Annotated in this window: 1 rRNA gene; it reads right to left on the bottom strand. The window is 51.0% G+C overall.

Features of this window, described 5'->3' with window-relative positions:
* Positions 1-57: 57 nt before the first annotated feature.
* Positions 58-2,405 (bottom strand): 23S ribosomal RNA (locus tag C2M32_RS02345); the annotation flags it as partial.

The following is a 2,405-nucleotide window of genomic DNA, read 5'->3' as shown; positions in this document are numbered from 1 at the left end:
GTAAAACGCTACTTTAGTAACACTAACTTCTAGCTTGTAAAACCACTTTGGCGTTGTATGGTTAAGCCTCACGGGTAATTAGTACTGGTTAGCTTAATGTATCACTACACTTCCACACCCAGCCTATCAACGTTGTAGTCTTCAACGGCCCTTCAGTTAACTTAAAGTTAAAGTGAGAACTCATCTCGAGGCTCGCTTCCCGCTTAGATGCTTTCAGCGGTTATCGATTCCGAACGTAGCTACCGGGCAATGCAATTGGCATCACAACCCGAACACCAGCGGTTCGTCCACTCCGGTCCTCTCGTACTAGGAGCAGCCCCTCTCAATTCTCAAACGCCCACGGCAGATAGGGACCGAACTGTCTCACGACGTTCTAAACCCAGCTCGCGTACCACTTTAAATGGCGAACAGCCATACCCTTGGGACCGACTTCAGCCCCAGGATGTGATGAGCCGACATCGAGGTGCCAAACACCGCCGTCGATATGAACTCTTGGGCGGTATCAGCCTGTTATCCCCGGAGTACCTTTTATCCGTTGAGCGATGGCCCTTCCATTCAGAACCACCGGATCACTATGACCTACTTTCGTACCTGCTCGACGTGTCTGTCTCGCAGTTAAGCTGGCTTCTACCATTACACTAACCGTACGATGTCCGACCGTACTTAGCCAACCTTCGTGCTCCTCCGTTACTCTTTGGGAGGAGACCGCCCCAGTCAAACTACCCACCAGGCACTGTCCTCAACCCCGATTAGGGGCCTAAGTTAGAACATCAACACTACAAGGGTGGTATTTCAAGGTCGGCTCCACACAAACTAGCGTCTGTGCTTCAAAGCCTCCCACCTATCCTACACATGTAGGGTCAATGTTCAGTGCCAAGCTGTAGTAAAGGTTCACGGGGTCTTTCCGTCTAGCCGCGGGTACACAGCATCTTCACTGCGATTTCAATTTCACTGAGTCTCGGGTGGAGACAGCGTGGCCATGGTTACACCATTCGTGCAGGTCGGAACTTACCCGACAAGGAATTTCGCTACCTTAGGACCGTTATAGTTACGGCCGCCGTTTACCGGGGCTTCGATCAAGAGCTTCGTCCAAGGACTAACCCCATCAATTAACCTTCCGGCACCGGGCAGGTGTCACACCGTATACGTCATCTTACGATTTTGCACAGTGCTGTGTTTTTAATAAACAGTCCCAGCCACCTGGTCACTGCGGCTGACTTCAGCTCCAGACGCGAAGTCCTTCACCTAATGTCAGCGTACCTTCTCCCGAAGTTACGGTACAATTTTGCCTAGTTCCTTCACCCGAGTTCTCTCAAGCGCCTTAGTATTCTCTACCTGACCACCTGTGTCGGTTTGGGGTACGATTCGAAATAATCTGAAGCTTAGAGGCTTTTCCTGGAAGTAGGGCATCAGTAACTTCACCACCGTAGTGGCTCGTCTCGTGTCTCAGCCTTAAGAACCCGGATTTTCCTAAGTTCTCAGCCTACGCACTTTCACATGGACAACCAACGCCATGCTTACTTAGCCTGCTCCGTCCCCCCATCGCAATTATTCCAAGTACGGGAATATTAACCCGTTTCCCATCGACTACGCTCTTCAGCCTCGCCTTAGGGGTCGACTTACCCTACCCTGATTAACATGGGATAGGAACCCTTGGTCTTCCGGCGGAGGAGTTTTTCACTCCTCTTGTCGTTACTCATGTCAGCATTCGCACTTCTGATACGTCCAGCATACCTCCCGGTACACCTTCAACCGCTTACAGAACGCTCCCCTACCCCGCGAATAAATTCGCAGCCGCAGCTTCGGTGGTATGTTTAGCCCCGTTACATCTTCCGCGCAGGCCGACTCGACTAGTGAGCTATTACGCTTTCTTTAAAGGGTGGCTGCTTCTAAGCCAACCTCCTAGCTGTTTTAGCCTTCCCACATCGTTTCCCACTTAACATACACTTTGGGACCTTAGCTGGCGGTCTGGGTTGTTTCCCTCTTCACGACGGACGTTAGCACCCGCCGTGTGTCTCCCGGATATTACTTTACGGTATTCGGAGTTTGCAAAGGGTTGGTAAGTCGGGATGACCCCCTAGCCTTAACAGTGCTCTACCCCCGTAAGTATTCGTCCGAGGCTCTACCTAAATAGATTTCGGGGAGAACCAGCTATCTCCCGGTTTGATTAGCCTTTCACTCCTAGCCACAGGTCATCCCCTAACTTTTCAACGTTAGTGGGTTCGGTCCTCCAGTTGATGTTACTCAACCTTCAACCTGCCCATGGCTAGATCACCGGGTTTCGGGTCTATACCTTGCAACTAAGCGCCCAGTTAAGACTCGCTTTCGCTACGGCTACCCTATTCGGTTAACCTCGCTACAAAATATAAGTCGCTGACCCATTATACAAAAGGTACGCAGTCACA

The sequence above is a fragment of the Pseudoalteromonas sp. T1lg23B genome, assembly GCF_002964665.1.
GTDB lineage: Bacteria > Pseudomonadota > Gammaproteobacteria > Enterobacterales > Alteromonadaceae > Pseudoalteromonas.
This window is presented reverse-complemented; position numbering and strand designations above follow the sequence as displayed.